This window comes from Microvirga sp. 2MCAF35 (assembly GCF_052115545.1).
In the GTDB taxonomy this organism is placed as follows: Bacteria; Pseudomonadota; Alphaproteobacteria; order Rhizobiales; family Beijerinckiaceae; genus Microvirga.
The window spans coordinates 1-14,889 of record NZ_JBFRGW010000067.1; the positions used below are offsets into that span (position 1 = coordinate 1).

At 64.5% G+C, this 14,889-nt stretch carries 17 protein-coding genes and 1 tRNA gene; 3 read left to right on the forward strand and 15 right to left on the reverse strand.

All coding sequences use genetic code 11. The annotated features are described in order from the left end of the window. Positions 1-511 precede the first annotated feature (511 nt). Entirely contained in the window at positions 512-790 is a 279-nt protein-coding gene (locus AB4097_RS20840; RefSeq protein WP_442043101.1) for a hypothetical protein, read from the forward strand. Between the two features lie 315 nt (positions 791-1,105). Here the strand turns inward: AB4097_RS20840 and AB4097_RS20845 are convergent, their stop codons facing one another. Then, positions 1,106-1,363, reverse strand: a complete 258-nt coding sequence (locus AB4097_RS20845) for a hypothetical protein (RefSeq protein WP_442043103.1) — start codon at positions 1,361-1,363, stop codon at positions 1,106-1,108. Between the two features lie 310 nt (positions 1,364-1,673). Between AB4097_RS20845 and AB4097_RS20850 the strand changes: the two genes are divergently transcribed. After that, positions 1,674-1,868, forward strand: a complete 195-nt coding sequence (locus AB4097_RS20850) for a hypothetical protein (RefSeq protein WP_442043105.1) — start codon at positions 1,674-1,676, stop codon at positions 1,866-1,868. 127 nt (positions 1,869-1,995) lie between these two features. Here the strand turns inward: AB4097_RS20850 and AB4097_RS20855 are convergent, their stop codons facing one another. From AB4097_RS20855 to rplU, 13 genes are all read right to left on the reverse strand, one after another. Next, a complete protein-coding gene (locus AB4097_RS20855) occupies positions 1,996-2,658 on the reverse strand; it encodes a DUF1236 domain-containing protein (RefSeq protein ID WP_442043107.1) in 663 nt (220 codons plus the stop codon). Positions 2,659-2,880: 222 nt separating this feature from the next. Then, the gene (locus AB4097_RS20860) at positions 2,881-3,429 is read right to left on the reverse strand and encodes an RNA pyrophosphohydrolase (RefSeq protein WP_442043109.1); all 549 of its coding nucleotides are present in this window, start codon (positions 3,427-3,429) and stop codon (positions 2,881-2,883) included. A 356-nt stretch (positions 3,430-3,785) separates the two neighbouring features. Continuing rightward, positions 3,786-5,102: a S41 family peptidase gene (locus AB4097_RS20865; RefSeq protein ID WP_442043111.1), complete on the reverse strand. Its 1,317-nt coding sequence runs from the start codon at positions 5,100-5,102 to the stop codon at positions 3,786-3,788. Continuing rightward, positions 5,102-6,454, reverse strand: coding sequence for a murein hydrolase activator EnvC family protein (locus AB4097_RS20870; protein ID WP_442043113.1), 1,353 nt, complete (start codon positions 6,452-6,454; stop codon positions 5,102-5,104). The genes AB4097_RS20865 and AB4097_RS20870 overlap by 1 nt, the downstream gene beginning before the upstream one ends. A 3-nt stretch (positions 6,455-6,457) precedes the next feature. Further along, positions 6,458-6,952, reverse strand: a complete 495-nt coding sequence (gene rlmH, locus AB4097_RS20875; protein ID WP_442043115.1) for a 23S rRNA (pseudouridine(1915)-N(3))-methyltransferase RlmH — start codon at positions 6,950-6,952, stop codon at positions 6,458-6,460. 73 nt (positions 6,953-7,025) lie between these two features. Further along, entirely contained in the window at positions 7,026-7,355 is a 330-nt protein-coding gene (gene rsfS, locus AB4097_RS20880) for a ribosome silencing factor (RefSeq protein WP_245273017.1), read from the reverse strand. Positions 7,356-7,504: 149 nt separating this feature from the next. Beyond that, positions 7,505-8,161, reverse strand: a complete 657-nt coding sequence (locus AB4097_RS20885) for a nicotinate-nucleotide adenylyltransferase (protein ID WP_442043117.1) — start codon at positions 8,159-8,161, stop codon at positions 7,505-7,507. Then, positions 8,158-9,444 (reverse strand): glutamate-5-semialdehyde dehydrogenase, encoded by a 1,287-nt coding sequence (locus AB4097_RS20890; RefSeq protein ID WP_442043119.1) that lies wholly within the window; start codon positions 9,442-9,444, stop codon positions 8,158-8,160. The genes AB4097_RS20885 and AB4097_RS20890 overlap by 4 nt, the downstream gene beginning before the upstream one ends. 34 nt (positions 9,445-9,478) lie before the next feature. After that, complete coding sequence (gene proB / locus AB4097_RS20895; RefSeq protein ID WP_442043121.1) at positions 9,479-10,609, reverse strand: glutamate 5-kinase; 1,131 nt, start codon at positions 10,607-10,609, stop codon at positions 9,479-9,481. Next, positions 10,606-11,640 (reverse strand): GTPase ObgE, encoded by a 1,035-nt coding sequence (gene obgE / locus AB4097_RS20900; protein WP_442043123.1) that lies wholly within the window; start codon positions 11,638-11,640, stop codon positions 10,606-10,608. The genes proB and obgE overlap by 4 nt, the downstream gene beginning before the upstream one ends. Positions 11,641-11,789: 149 nt before the next feature. After that, positions 11,790-12,440, reverse strand: coding sequence for a GNAT family N-acetyltransferase (locus tag AB4097_RS20905; protein WP_442043125.1), 651 nt, complete (start codon positions 12,438-12,440; stop codon positions 11,790-11,792). A gap of 179 nt (positions 12,441-12,619) precedes the next feature. After that, positions 12,620-12,886, reverse strand: a complete 267-nt coding sequence (gene rpmA / locus AB4097_RS20910; protein WP_181051283.1) for a 50S ribosomal protein L27 — start codon at positions 12,884-12,886, stop codon at positions 12,620-12,622. Positions 12,887-12,920: 34 nt separating this feature from the next. Next, a complete protein-coding gene (gene rplU, locus AB4097_RS20915; protein ID WP_009763278.1) occupies positions 12,921-13,313 on the reverse strand; it encodes a 50S ribosomal protein L21 in 393 nt (130 codons plus the stop codon). 260 nt (positions 13,314-13,573) lie between these two features. Between rplU and AB4097_RS20920 the strand changes: the two genes are divergently transcribed. Beyond that, positions 13,574-13,663 (forward strand) — tRNA-Ser (locus AB4097_RS20920). An 87-nt stretch (positions 13,664-13,750) separates the two neighbouring features. Here the strand turns inward: AB4097_RS20920 and AB4097_RS20925 are convergent. Next, positions 13,751-14,740 (reverse strand): IS256 family transposase, encoded by a 990-nt coding sequence (locus tag AB4097_RS20925; RefSeq protein WP_442043128.1) that lies wholly within the window; start codon positions 14,738-14,740, stop codon positions 13,751-13,753. Positions 14,741-14,889: the final 149 nt, after the last annotated feature.

The window sequence follows — 14,889 nt, forward strand, 5'->3', positions numbered from 1 at the left end:
CATCGCTCGGCTACAAGCCACCCGCACCCGAGGTAGTGCTATGGCCGGCTGCGCAACCCAGACCAGCTCCGCAGGCCACACCCACCGTAGCCCCACGACCCATCATGCACTAACATTAACCCCGGACCACCTCGCGGGGGCTGGCCAACAGGGTGAATCACATCCCTCCCGCCAAGGGAAGCCCATCAGATCAAGTTTCCAAACAGTCTCTAATGGAAATCTGTCTTGGCAACCCGAGACCGAAAGCTCACTACCTAACCAGCTCTTGAGGCTCGCCTGAGGTTTGCGTCTGGAGAACGCGCATGGGGTAAGCTCTCAAAGGACTTTGTCTCGAGCCGAGAGACAATCAAAAGTGCTGTTATGGGCGAGACCTTCGAGGATTAATCATGCCGCCCGAAAGGGCTCTGCGTTATCGACCATTCCCCTACCGCTAGGTTGCTTGTAGCCCATCAATCGACACAAATCGGGGCAAGCATGAGGTTTCTCCAAGGAGAAACAAGCGAGGACGGCTATGCTTCCGGATCCGCGACAGATTCATTTCGGCTCCCATGGGATCGAATACGGCCTCTACGGTGGGCTCGATTATTCAGCAGGCGTTGAGGACGGAAAGGTCACGGGGACTCCCGCTGATCCCACTCCAGTCGATGCCTTCGATTGGCTATTCTATTACCATGACTATGATCTCCAGCAGGCCACGACCACTGAGCAGCGGCTCCAAGCCCATGTGGAAGTGATTGAAGGTGTTTACGGGCTTGTGACTGAAACATCGCCGCAATGGAACATCTTCTAGCGCATCGTACGGAAAAGTGGATCCGGTTTTCGTTGACGCGGCCCTCCGGTTCCGTTCTGAACGATGCTCCAGCTCAGAGAAAAAGCATCGTGTGGCCCTGGAGGTCCGCATCAACGATGCGCACTTCCAGGAGTGGAGCAACGGATGGGATCTTCAAAGTGGGTCCACTTTCGGATCCGATGCACCGGTCTGAGACTCAAGATGCCGGCCAGGAGCGCCATTCCGGTTCTTCAGACACCGTGAACCCGGATCACTAGCCGCCCAGCTTCCGAAGGCCTGCCAAAAGGCCTTGCCTCCTTTGTCGCGCCGTCGAGGCTATGGCTCGTCCTCTACGACAGGTTGACCGGCCGTATCTTGGGTTGGTTCCTCATCTTGGCTCTTGTGCACTTTCGGATGCGCCTTCTCATGGGCCAGAGCTTCCTTTCCGTCTCGACTTGCCGCATCGATGCCCGCCTCAGCCTCCCGCTTCGCCTCCGAGGCGTCCAACTGTTGCTTGGTGCGCACATCATCAGCGACGGGGTTTTCCGGTGTCGCTCCGTTCTGCGCTTTCACGTCCTCAGGTTTTCTCGCCATGGAGAGCCTCCGAGCTTCACGAAGGATAGGCCGTCCGTTCATGCGGTCCGCACGGCTGGCAGCGATTTGAAGACATCATGAACCAAACAACCGGAGCTTGCACGCGTTCCGGGTTCTCCGCGTCTCGCCGATTCTGATGCTTTCGGGTTACCCCCTTTTCAAACTTGCGGACGACATTTCCTTTCGAACAAATGGCCGAAGCCGAAGAGAGATGCGGATTTCTAACATCGGGGCGGCGCGAACCTGCGCTATGGGGGAATTTTCGGCAGACATCGTTGATTGTCTTCAAAGCCGCGAGGAGGGGCTAGTGATGGAAGCCGAAGTCGAATTCGTTGCGCGTGCTCTCTATGATGCCGAAGATGATGCGCCGGCATGGGACCGTGAGCCCGACATCATCAAGGACGAGTTTCGCCGTTATGCCCGCGTGGCGCTGGAGTTGCTCGACGAGCACCGCAAGCCGAAGTCACGCGGCGCGCAGACCTGCGTCGTTTCCTACGCTGCGTGAGAGATGCTGGCCCGCGGCAGGGACTGGCATTCGGCTCCACACCTGATTGCTCCGGACAGGCAGAGCCCGCGGCCGTGTGCCCGCGGGCTCTGCTCTTCCAGGACAGCTTGACAGGGGTGAGTTCCGATCAGCCCCGATGCTCGATCACCGTCACGATCCGCCGCGTACGCGGTTCGACGATCACGATCTGATCCTTCACGACCACGTACTTGCACTCGGGAAGGCCGGTCAGGATACGCTCGACGTTGTTCGGGCAGTCGTACAAGGTCGTCACGGAGGTCGGGATGGTCGAGCCGACGCTTACGCTGAAGCTCACGTTCGTGAGCGGCTGAACGTGCACGCTGCTGAACGACTGCGAGATCTGCGTGCGCTGCTCGGACGTCACGTTGATGTTGGTGGCGCTCGACGAGGACGTGCTGCCGGTCGTATGAGCGGCGCCGCCCGTCTGGCCGGCCGCACTGCCGGAGGTCGTGCTGCGCGCCCCGCCGGATGTGCCGGAGGAGGTGCTGTCCGCCGCGCTGCCGGAATTGCCGGAAGGAGCGGTCGTGCCGCTGGATGCGGAACCCGATGTCGATCCGCTCGACGTGCCGGATGCGGTGCTGCCCGCGCTGCCGCCGCCTGACGAGCCGCCGGGCGTCATGACCGACGAGCCGCCCGAGGCACCGCCGGAGGTTCCACCCGCCGCACCGCCGGAAGAGCCTCCGCTCGAACCGCCGCTGGTCTGCGCCATGGCCGCCACGCTCAAGGTAAGAGCCGCCACCGCAACAGTCGCCATCATCGTTTTAGGCATCGAAGATCTCCCATGATCGGAGGGCTCGCTCGAGCCCGCCGCAATGCGTGTCAACGAGATGTTTTCTGCTGTGTTCCGTGCTTTTTTCAAAGCAGTAACGCGTACATCTCCCATTCATCTTCATGAATGAATGGGGCCGCAAGAATTGCGCACGGTGACTGTTTAGATAAACAGATCACTTGGAAGCTTAAGCTATGGCAGACTGTGTTTATATGGTCCTGATCAGGTCTGGTCCGAGGCCTGAAGGGTCTGCGAAGAAAGCGGCGCGAATGCTTCCACGACCTTTTCGTAAACTGGTCGCTTGAAAGGGATGATCAGTTCTGGGAGACGGAGCATGGACTCCCAGCGCCATTCATCGAATTCCGGCCTGTGGCCGCCACCGCCGGGTTGATGGATGTTGATCTCGCTCTCGTCACCTTCGAAGCGGAAGGCGAACCACTTCTGGTTCTGCCCGCGATAGCGCCCCCGCCAGGCGCGGCCTGCAACCATCGATGGGAGATCATAGGCATACCAGTCCGGCGCTTCTGCCAGGAGGCTCACAGAGCTGACGCTGGTTTCCTCATAGAGTTCGCGCAAGGCGGCTTTGTAAGGTTCCTCGCCGGGATCGATGCCGCCCTGCGGCATCTGCCAGGAATAGCCGTCGGAGGCCGCATCGGCTTCCGAACGGCGTCGTCCGATGAAAACCAGGCCATCCTTGTTGATCAGCATCACGCCGACACAGGAGCGGTAGGGCAGATCCGTTCTGGCCTGTGATCCTCTTGCGCTCCTCATACGATACTCACTCCTTCGATGACGGAAACATCCGGCCGCCGGTCTTTGAAGAGTGCCGGTGCCGACATATGGTTCCAAAACAGGCTAGAGCCTCAGGTCCGAAAGGGGAATCCACTTTCGGCATGGATCGATGCTCAACCCTTATGCGGCTCAACGTCGGAGGCCGAAAAGCGGATCCACTGTCCACTGAGGCCACTCTTCGGCTCCGCACGGTGCATCGAAAGAGTGCCGGTTCGCGCAGCCTTTCACAAGCCTTTCGAAGCTGTTGCAGACGTTCGCATGTGAAAAGGGCCTGACGGATCACGCCGTCAGGCCCCTTTGCATCAATGTTTCTCGAACGAAAGAACGAGTGTCGATCAGTTGGGAGTCGTGGTCGTGTTGGCCGCACCCTTGCGCACGCCATGCAGCAGGTCATAGGCAGAGAGAAGCTGCTTGTCCTTGGCCGGATCCGGCGGAACGTAAGCGGAGGATCCGCCGCGCTCTTCCTTCTCGCCGCCATTCTGCAGGTGGCCGCGCAGGCCGGCTTCACCCTTGGTCTCGTCCTTGCCCTTCAGCTCGTCGGGCACGTCCTGCAGCACCTCGATGTCCGGATCGATGCCCTTGGCCTGGATCGAGCGACCGGACGGGGTGTAGTAGCGCGCCGTGGTCAGGCGCACGGCCCCGTTGCCGCCGAGCGGGATGATGGTCTGCACGGAGCCCTTGCCGAAGGAGCGGGTTCCGAGAACCGTCGCGCGCTTGTGGTCCTGCAGGGCGCCGGCCACGATCTCCGAGGCCGAGGCCGAACCGCCGTTCACGAGAACGACCAGGGGCTTACCCTTGGTCAGGTCGCCCGCCTTGGCGCTGAAGCGCTGCGTATCCTCGGCGTTGCGGCTGCGGGTCGAAACGATCTCGCCACGCTCCAGGAAGGCGTCGGAAACCATGATGGCCTGGTCGAGCAGGCCGCCCGGGTTGTTGCGCAGGTCGACGACGAAGCCCGCCACCTTGTCGGCGCCGATGTCGCTCGTCAGCTTCTCGATCCCCGAGCGCAGGCCCTCGTAGGTCTGCTCGTTGAACTGGGTCACGCGCAGGACGCCGATGTCGCCCTCGACGCGGGCGCGCACCGGACGGACCTTGATGGTCTCGCGGGTAAGCTTCACCACCACCGGATCCTTGGATTCCTTGCGCTGGATCTTGAGGGTGACCGACGAGTTGACCGGACCGCGCATCTTGTCGACGGCCTGGTTCAGGTTGAGGCCCTGGACGGGCTCGTCGTTGATATGGGTGATGACGTCATTGGCCAGGATGCCGGCCCGGGAGGCGGGCGTCTCGTCGATCGGGGTCACGACCTTGACGAGGCCGTCTTCCATGGTGACCTCGATGCCGAGGCCGCCGAACTCGCCGCGGGTCTGCACCTGCATGTCGCGGAAGCTCTTGGCGTCCATGTAGCTCGAATGCGGGTCGAGCGAGGTCAGCATGCCGTTGATGGCGGCTTCGACGAGCTTGGACTCTTCCGGCTTCTCGACGTAATCGGTGCGGACCTTCTCGAACACGTCACCGAAAAGGCTCAGCTGGCGGTACGTGTCAGCCGAGGCGGCAACCGCGCTCATGCCTGACAGGAGGCTCGTCTGCGACACCATGGTCGCGCCGCCTGCGCCGATCGCCGCACCGAGAATCAAAAGGGATAGTTTGCGCATTATCCGCGAACCTTTTCGCTTTGCGATTTTGCCCACCAGGGACCTGGGTCAATTGAACCGCCGTCTTTCCTGAACTCAACATAGAGGACGGGATTGTTCTTTTCTATGGCGGCGCCGATCAAACTCATGAGAGGAGCTTCTCCCATAGTCGCAACGGGTTCGCCTGCGAGCACGAACTGCCCAACATCGACGTTGATATGGTCCATACCGGCCAGAAGAACATAGTATCCCCCACCGGCATTGATGATCAAGAGTCGACCATAGGATCGGAACGGTCCGGCGAAGGACACCCATCCGTCCGCCGGTGATACCACACTTGCCTTGGGCCGTGTCGTGATCGAAATGCCACGCGTCGTTCCGCCATAGCCGTCGGGAGCTCCGAAATCCAGCGTCGTGTCGCCGCTGACGGGGCGGGGCAGCAGGCCCCGGGCCTCGGAGAAGGGAATTTTCGGGGCAAGCCGGGCCGGATCGCGGAAGGCCAGCTGGGCGAATTTCTCCCGGGTTTCGCGCTCCTGCGCCTCGGCGGCCTTGCGCGCCTCCTCGGAGGCGCGCTGGGCCCCGGCGATTTCCGCCTCCATGCGGTCGATCAGTTCCTTGAGGCTCCCGGCCCGCTGGGCGAGATCCTCGGCCTTCTGCCGCTCCGTGCCGGCGTTGCGCTCGACGTCCGCGATTCGGCTCTGCCTAGCCTCCATGAGGGCGGCGAGGCGCTCCTGCTCCCGGGTGAGAGCCGTCAGCTCCCCGTTGAGGGTCGTCCGGTCCTTGGTGATGGCGTCCTTGAGACGCACGAGCTCGGCGAGATCTCCGGCCAGGACCTCCGCCTCCTGACGCAGTTCCGGCAGGACCGCGCCGAGCATGATCGAGGCGCGGACGGCCTCCAGCATGTCCTCGGGCCGGACCAGGACGGCCGGGGGAGGGCGGCGCCCCATGCGCTGGAGGGCGGCAAAGACCTCGACGATGACGCCGCGCCTGCTCTGCAGGGAGCGGCGAATGGCCGCTTCGCTGGAGCCGAGGGTCTGGAGCCTCTGCTCCAGCTCGCGGATGCGGTCCTCGGTGCCGCGCACCCGCTCGGCCGTCTCGATCAGGGCGCCATTGAGCTTGGCCCGGTCGGCCTTGATGGAACTGATCTCGGCATCGAGGCGCTTGCGGGCCTCCGCATTGGCCGTGATGGCCTCTTCCAGAACCTTCAGATCCTGCTCTCGCCGCGCCTTTTCCTCGGCGGTTCCGCCGGGTGCGGCCTGGGGAGCAGACGCAGCCGGAGGCTGCTGGGCCCCGGCGGGGCTCAGGCTGGCGGCAATCATGCATGCAGCAAAGCCGAGAGCCTTGCAGGAAAACGAGGACTTGATGCGGTTCATCCGTCAGGAATCATCGTGGCCGGCGCGATGATAAGGGTGTCCGGCTATGATTGTCAGCGCTCTATAGAGCTGTTCGGCCACGAGCGCCCGCACGATCTGGTGCGGCATGGTGAGCGCCCCGAAGGAAACGACGAGATCGGCGCGTTGGCGCAGCGCGGGATCGAGCCCGTCGGGCCCGCCGATCACGCAGGCCACCCCGGAGCGGCCCTCGTCGCGCCATTGCCTGATTTTCTCGGAAAAAGCTTCGCTGGAAGGGCTCTTGCCGCGCTCGTCGAAGACGATCAGCACGGACGATCCGGCCCGGTCGAGGAGCGCCGCAGCCTCTTCCGCACGCCGGTCGTCCTCGCGACGCGCCCGGCTCTCAGACAGTTCGACGATGTCGAACCCCGCAAGGCCCAAGGCACGGCCCATGCCTTCGACCCGTTGCTTGTAGCGTTCGACAAGCTCCCGCTCGGGGCCGCTCTTGAGACGGCCCACGGCCAGCAAGCTCAGTCGCACGATCCTGACCTTATCATTTCAGTGCCGCATGATCTTGTTCGGGCAACCGGTTCCCACTTGCCCGGATCATGCTTCAGCTGACGCGGTCCTGCGGACGGTCGGCGCCCCACATCTTCTCGAGGTTGTAGAAGCCACGAACCTCGGGCCGGAAAACGTGGATCAGCACGTCGCCGGCATCGATCAGCACCCAGTCGCAGGCAGGCAGGCCCTCGACGCGCGCGTTCCCGAACCCCTTGTCCTTGAGGTCCTTGATCACACGTTCGGCGATGGCGCCCACATGGCGATCGGAACGGCCCGATGTCACGATCATGGTGTCGGCCAGCGAGGTTTTTCCGGCCAGGTCGATCTCGACCGTGTTCTCGGCCTTCATGTCCTCGAGGGAGGCCAGGGCAGCGGCCCGGATGTCCTCATCCTGCGGAGCATTCGCTCCGGAGAGAGGCGGAAGCGGATTCTTGTCCGCTTCGACGGAATTTAGGCGGTTCAGGTTCAGACCCTTTCTCAACGGCACGCGATGGTGCCAGCTCTTAAGATAATGTGGGAAGACTCCATTTTTCAACGTCTCCCGGTGGGAGAAGTTCGTCTCCATTGGCGCAGCTGCGTGGACGACAGGTGCGAGCGCGGCCCGTGCAGGAAGACCCAGGCCGGCGGAACAAGCCCCGGCAGGGCAGGGGCCTCGGCCTCGCTGATTCGGCTGGAAGAGAGGGTTGTGGCGCTTCGGGAGCGGGTGGCCTTCAGGGTCCAGCCGGGCCGGTCGATCACGGCCATGGGCATCATCCCGGCGATGCGCCGCCACCCGCGCCAGCGGTGGAAGCTCGCCAGATTGTCCGCGCCCATGATCCACACGAAACGAACACCCGGATAGCGCCGCTTGAGATACGCTAGGGTGTCCACCGTGTAGCGGGCCCCGATCTCCTCCTCGAAGGCGGTCACGTCGATGCGGGGATCGTCGGAAACCCGCCGGGCCTCTTCCACGCGCATCGCGGTCGTCGCCAGTTCGCCGGTGTCCTTCAGGGGGTTGCCCGGCGTGACGATCCACCAGACCCGGTCGAGCCCGAGCCGTTTCAGGGCCATGCGGCTCACGTGGCGGTGTCCCGCATGGGCCGGGTTGAACGATCCCCCGTACAATCCGATCCGCATGCCGGGGGCGACCCGCGGCAGACGGGGCAGGCCCGAGGGCCTGATGCGGAAACGGGACGGGCTCAGCTTCACGGGCGCGTCTGGCCCGTGCCGCGAATGCGGTACTTGAACGACGTCAGCTGCTCCACCCCGACCGGGCCGCGGGCATGCATGCGCCCCGTGGCGATGCCGATCTCGGCGCCGAACCCGAACTCGCCGCCATCGGCGAATTGGGTCGAGGCGTTGTGAAGCACGATGGCCGAGTCGACCTCGGCCAGGAAGCGCTCGGCAGCGGCCCCATCGCCCGTGACGATGGAATCCGTATGATGCGAGCCGTAGGTCTCGATATGCGCGAGCGCGTCATCGAGACCGTCCACGACCCGGGCCGAGATGATGGCGTTGAGATATTCGGTGCGCCAGTCCTCGTCGCTGGCAGGCGTGACGCGCGAATCGGCCCCTTGTACGGCTTCGTCGCCGCGCACGGCGCAGCCCGCGTCGAGCAGCATGGAGACGAGGGGCCCGAGATGCGTGCCCGCGCAGGCGCGGTCCACCAGCAGGGTCTCGGCGGAGCCGCAGACGCCGGTGCGACGCATCTTGGCGTTCAGCACGATCGTCTTGGCCATCTCCAGGTCGGCGGCCCCATGCACATAGACATGGTTGAGCCCTTCGAGATGGGCGAAGACCGGGACCCGCGCCTCGTCCTGGACCCGCGCCACGAGGCTCTTGCCGCCGCGAGGCACGATCACGTCGAGATTGCCGTCGAGCCCCGAGAGCATGGCCCCCACGGCGGCCCGGTCCCGGGTCGGCACGAGACGGATCGCATCGGCGGGCAGGCCTGCCCGTTCCAGCCCTTCGCCCATCGCCTCCGCAATGGCGAAGGAGGTGCGGAAGCTCTCCGAACCAGCCCTCAGGATCGCGGCATTCCCGGCCTTGAGGCACAGCGCTCCCGCATCGGCCGTCACGTTGGGGCGGCTCTCGAAGATCACGCCGATCACGCCGAGCGGCGTCGCCACGCGCTCGATCTCCAGGCCATTGGGGCGCTCGAACCGGGCGAGCACGCGTCCGACCGGGTCGGGCAGATCCGCGATGCTCTCGACGGCCTGCGCCATCGCTTCGAGGCGCTCCGGGTCGAGGATCAGGCGGTCGATGAAGGCGGAGGTCTGTCCCTTGGCTTTCGCGTCGGCCAGATCCTCGGCATTGGCGGCAAGGATCGCATCCGCGCGGGACCGAATGCTGGCCGCCATGGCCCACAGGGCCGCATTCTTGGTCCCGGCGCTTGCGAGCGCCACGCACCGGGAGGCCGCGCGGGCGCGGTGGCCGAGATCGGCCATGAGCGCCTGAATGGTACCGCCTTCGGTCATATTGAGATCGTCCATGATCCGTCTGCTTCCTTACGCTCCAGCACGCTTGTCATCGGGCGTCGTCGCCGATCGCCAGAGCCATGTCGTCCCGGTGAACCATCTCGGTCCGGCCCGGATAGCCGAGGATCCCTTCGATCTCGCGGCTGGGGCGGCCGATGATGCGCGCCGCATCCTCCGCATCGTAGGCCACGAGGCCACGGCCGAGCACACGGCTTTCGCTGCGGATGGTGACCGCATCGCCGCGACGGAAGGCTCCCTCGATCCGGCGCACCCCCACCGGCAGCAGGCTTGCGCCGCCCTGGAGCGCACGGGCGGCGCCCTCATCCACGTAGAGCGTACCGCTCGGCTCCAATGCACCGGCGATCCAGGTCTTGCGCGCGGTGGCGGGATTGGACGGTGTGAGGAACCAGGTGCAGCGTTCGCCTTCGGCCACGCGCTTCAAGGGATTCTTCGTGCGCCCGTCGGCGATGATCATATGCGTGCCGCCCGCCGTGGCGATCTTGCCCGCCTCGACCTTGGTGCGCATACCGCCTCGCGACAGCTCGGAGGCGGCCCCGCCGGCCATGGCCTCGATGGCGGGCGTGATGCGCTCGACCACCGGGATGTGCTCGGCCTTCGGATCGGACGCGGGCGGCGCCGTGTAGAGCCCGTCGATGTCGGAGAACAGCACCAGGAGATCGGCGCCGATCATGGTGGCGACGCGCGCGGCCAGCCGGTCGTTGTCACCGTACCGGATTTCCGAGGTCGCGACCGTGTCGTTCTCGTTGATTACGGGAACGGCGCGCATCTCGAGCAGCTTAAGGGTCGTCGCACGGGCGTTGAGATAGCGGCGGCGCTGTTCCGTGTCGGCGAGCGTCACCAGGATCTGGCCTGCCGTGATGCCGTGATGGGCCAGCACCTCCGCCCAGGTACGCGCAAGCGTGATCTGGCCCACCGCCGCCGCTGCCTGACTTTCCTCGAGCCGCAGCGGCCCGGAGGGAAGTCCCAGGACCGTACGTCCCATGGCAATCGCCCCGGAGGACACCACGAGAACGTCGGCGCCCTTCGCATGAAGATCGGCGATATCCTCGGCGAGCGCCGCGAGCCAGGCATGGTTCAGCCGCCCCCGGGCCCGGTCGACCAAAAGCGAGGAGCCGACCTTCAGGACCACACGGCGGAATTGGCGAAGATCCGGGCTCACGGATGCCACTCTTCCTGGGGCCGGGCGGGTTCCTCTTCGGTCTTGGCTTGATCGATCACGGTGAGGAGCGCCTGAAGCACCTCCTGCACGCCCTGGCCCGATGCGGAGGAGATCACCTGGGGTGTCTGCTTGCAGGCTTTCTTGAGCTTCTTCAGCTGCTCCTTGAGGGTATCCTCATCCAGGGCATCGGCCTTGGAGAGGGCGACGATCTCGGGCTTTTCGGAAAGCCCATGGCCATAGGCCTCGATCTCATGACGGACGGTCTTGTAGGCCTCGCCCGCATCCTCGCTCGTTCCCTCGACCAGATGCAGCAGCACCCGGCAGCGTTCCACGTGGCTCAGGAACTTGTCGCCGAGCCCCACGCCCTCGGAGGCGCCTTCGATCAGTCCCGGAATGTCGGCGAGCACGAATTCGCGGCCATAGGCGCGCACGACGCCGAGACCCGGATGGAGCGTGGTGAAGGGGTAATCGGCAATCTTCGGCTTCGCCGCCGTGGTCGTCGCCAGGAAGGTGGACTTGCCCGCATTGGGAAGCCCGACGAGGCCGGCATCGGCGATCAGCTTGAGCCGCAGGATGAGCGTGCGCTCCTCGCCCTCCTGACCCGGATTGGCCCGGCGCGGGGCGCGGTTGGTCGAGGTGGTGAAATAGGCATTGCCGAAGCCGCCGTTGCCGCCCTTCGCCAGGAGCACTCTCTGGCCCACATGGGTCATGTCGGCGATGACGGTCTCGCCGTCCTCCTCCAGGATTTCGGTGCCGGCGGGCACCTTGAGGACGGCGTCGGCCCCCTTGGCGCCATGCCGGTTCTTGCCCATGCCGTGGCCGCCGGTTTTGGCCTTGAAATGCTGCTGGTAGCGGTAGTCGATCAGGGTGTTCAGCCCCTCGACGCATTCCGCCCACACATCGCCGCCACGGCCGCCGTCGCCGCCGTCCGGCCCGCCGAACTCGATGAACTTTTCACGGCGGAACGACACGGCGCCGCCGCCGCCATTGCCGGAACGGATATAGATCTTGGCTTGGTCGAGAAATTTCATAACCCGCATCCTTTACGGGACTGGAGCATTTTTCGCAAAAGCCGATCGGCCCCCGCGGTTAAAAAATGCTCCCGTCCATGGGGTGGCGCGGGAGCAACGTGGACAAGCGGGAAGCGCTTCCACGATCGTGGAAGCGCTTCCTTTGTTTTTCAGCTCGCGAGGGACATGCCCCGGTCCACCTCGACCTCGACGGCGAGAGGCTCGCGCACGAGGCCGGTGTGGCTCCAGCTCTTCAGGCTCTCCCAGGCCCGCCTGTCGAGGCGGAAATGGTCGGCCGGGTAGAGGCCGCCTCGGGCGGGCAGCTCGACGAGACCCGCGCCCTGATAGGCGAAGCCGCACTTCTCCAGTACCCGCCGGGAGGCCGGGTTGATGACCCGGGCCGATGCGGTGAGCTCATCCCCCTCGCCATAGGCGAAGAAGGCATCGATCAGCGCGCGGGCCGCCTCGGTGGCATAGCCCTTGCCCCAGTAGGGCGTGCCGAGCCAATAGCCGAGGCTGGGCTTGCCCGTCTCAGGATCAGGGCCGATGCCGACCATGCCGATGAGGCTGTTGGGCTTGCCCTTGGGCGTGATGGCGAGCTGCAGGCCCTGGCCGTCCGCATTGGACCGCCGGGACATGAAGATAAATCGCTCGGCATCGTCCGGGTGATACGGATGCGGAATGCGCGCCGTCATCTCCGCGACCGATTTCTCACCGGCAAGGCGTACGATGGCTTGGGCATCCGCGAGACGGGCCCAGCGCAGCCACAGGCCGCGGGTCTCGAGGCGGAAAACATCGTCACGGGTGAGGTCGGGAAACATCGTCTTGCTCCGATCCGTTGGGCCCTCCCTGGGCCCGGAAAATGACGAAGGGGAGGTGGACATCCCACCTCCCCTGTCGATTTCGGATTGGAGCTTGGCTTTTTAAGGCCTTTTCTGGAGCTCTTTCCCGCCGGGTCGGTGTGATGCCGGCAGGAGCTCCTTCGTTTCGCTCTTGCCGTTTATTCTGCGGCCTCTTGGGCCGGTACGACCGATACGAAAGCTCGGCCTTGACGCGTAAGGAATCGGACTCGGCCATTGGCCGTGGCAAAGAGGGTGTGGTCTTTGCCCATGCCGACATTGGCGCCGGCATGCCATTTCGTGCCGCGCTGACGAATAATGATGTTGCCAGCGACAACCTGCTGATCGCCGAACTTCTTGACGCCCAGACGACGGCCTGCGGAGTCGCGGCCGTTGCGAGACGAACCGCCTGCTTTTTTGTGAGCCATGGGTTACTCCCGTGTTCCTGTGTGATGCCTGCGCTTATTCAGCGGTGGCCGGCGCAGCTTCGTCAGCCGCAGCCTTGGTGGTCTTCTTGGCCGCAGCCTTCTTGGGCTTCGCGCCACCGGCGAGGATCTCGGTGATCCTCACCACGGTGTAGTCCTGGCGATGCCCGCGCTTGCGGCGCGAATTCTGGCGACGGCGTTTCTTGAAGGAGATGACCTTCTCGCCGCGGGTGTGTTCCACCACCTCGCCTGCCACGGTCACGCCCTCGACGAGGGGGGCGCCCACCTGGGTCGAGCCGTCGTTCGTGACCATGAGAACCTGGTCGAAGGTGACGGCGGTGCCAGGCTCGCCTGCGAGCGTGGCGACGGTGATGACGTCGTTGGCGGCAACGCGATACTGCTTGCCGCCGGTCTTGATCACTGCGAACATCTTGATCCTCGTGTTCAAACCCAAGTCTCAGTGGGGAAGCCCCACCGGATTGGCTTTTTGGCAGTTTCCGGCTTCGGTTCACGGCAGCGTGTGCTGCCGCATGGATATGAGCAGGCACTCGTGCCCGTTCATAGAGGACGCCTACCTACGGGCGGCCCCTGCATTTGTCAATCAAAAACCTTGCTTTTGGTGCTTGAAGACCCGCCAAGCCCATGATATCCACCCGGCCTCAACCAGCGGGCCCAAGGCCTTCGCACCCCGGAGAGGTGGCAGAGTGGTTGAATGCACCGCACTCGAAATGCGGCATACGGGCAACCGTATCGGGAGTTCGAATCTCCCCCTCTCCGCCATTTATTTCCCTGAAATTGCAGCGCTTCTAAGCGATCGTGTCCCGTGGCGTGGTGTAAGAGCGCCAGTCCTCGGCTGAGCCGGGTTGCTCAGGCGGTCACGGCCGACAGCCTGCGAACGGGATCATCGCTCAACGAACTCAGACTTTCCAGCGACATGTAGCGCCGGCTCACCGCCCACTCGGGACAGCGCTCGCGCAGGGCCTCGGCTACCGAGCTCCATTGCTCTCTGGCCGCTTCGGCAGTCTCCTGGGCGAAGATCGTCTTGAGCATCGCCACCACGGCCGGGCGCTGCTTCGGGGCCAGATGCGCCATGGCATTGCGCATCCAATGAACCCGACAGCGCTGGTGCGAGGCATGGAAGACCCGGGAAGCCGCGGCCCGCAGGCCCTTGTGATCGTCGGCAATCGCCAGCTTCACGCCGCGCAGGCCCCGGTCAGCCAGAGAGCGCAGGAAGGCGGTCCAGAACGGTTCGGCCTCCGAGGCGCCGGTGGCGATCCCCAGCACCTCGCGCCGGCCATCGCTGCTGACGCCCACGGCCAGTATCACGGCCGTGGAGACGATCCGGCCGGCCTCTCTCGTCTTCAGATAGGTGGCATCGATCCACAGGTACGGCCATTCGCCCTCGAGCGGCCGGGAGAGAAAGGCGTTGACCCGCTCGTCGATCTCCTCGCACAGCCGGGAGACCTGGCTCTTGGAGATGCCGGATGCGCCCATGGCTTTGACGAGATCGTCCACCGAGCGGGTCGAGATGCCGTGGACATAGGCCTCCTGGATCACGGCGGTGAGCGCCTTCTCGGCCGTGCGGCGCGGCTCGAGGAAAGCCGGGAAGTAGGAGCCCTTGCGCAGTTTGGGGATCGCGAGATCGATCCGGCCGGCGCGGGTGTCCCAAGCGCGCTCGCGGTAGCCGTTGCGATGAGTGAGGCGATCCGGGCTGCGCGTGCCGGCTGGAGCACCGGTCAGGGCCTCCACCTCCAGATTCATCAGGCGCTCGGCCGCAAAGGCGAGCATGTCACGGATCAGATCGGCATCGGCCCCCTTTTCGATCAGCTCGATCAGGGCCATTCTCTCGTTGGTCATCGTCGTCTCCGGGGTCAGGGTCAGGTGTCGCAACCCAAACTCTAACCGAAGACTGGCGATGACCACCTCACAGGCGGCATGCTGCGCTATGGGGAGCTTCGCATGCCGCCCTCGCGGCCCGCTCCTACACCACCTCCCGGGACGCTACC